The sequence below is a fragment of the Citrobacter sp. TBCS-14 genome (genome assembly GCF_005280805.1).
Lineage (GTDB): Bacteria > Pseudomonadota > Gammaproteobacteria > Enterobacterales > Enterobacteriaceae > Citrobacter > Citrobacter gillenii.
In genome coordinates this window covers 732-1,006 of sequence record NZ_SZWM01001330.1, presented here as the reverse complement: position 1 = coordinate 1,006, position 275 = coordinate 732, and the positions used below count along the sequence as shown (strand labels likewise).

The following is a 275-nucleotide window of genomic DNA, read 5'->3' as shown; positions in this document are numbered from 1 at the left end:
CATTAACCCATTATCTTACAGCGAAGTCATGTCAGATGACCCTGGCCTATTGTGGGGCGTCTATGACACGATAACGGATACTTTCTTCTCCGCCAGCAATCAGGCGCATGTTAAGCAATTTCTGCCGCTGGTGCGCGGTAAAGCCTCTACCTTCCAACTGGACGATCGGTTCTATACCATCGTTCGTTCTGAGAAGCGCCCGATCGCGATTATTGTTTCGACGACCCGCGATCGCGTCCATCAAAATTTCTATCACGAAGCCGCACTCACGATCC

1 protein-coding gene is annotated in these 275 nt (G+C 50.9%); it reads left to right on the top strand.

Translation table 11 applies throughout. The annotated features are described in order from the left end of the window. Positions 1–275, top strand: a 275-nt coding sequence (locus FDX22_RS32390) for a CSS-motif domain-containing protein (RefSeq protein WP_255433100.1), incomplete at both ends; no start/stop codon positions are given.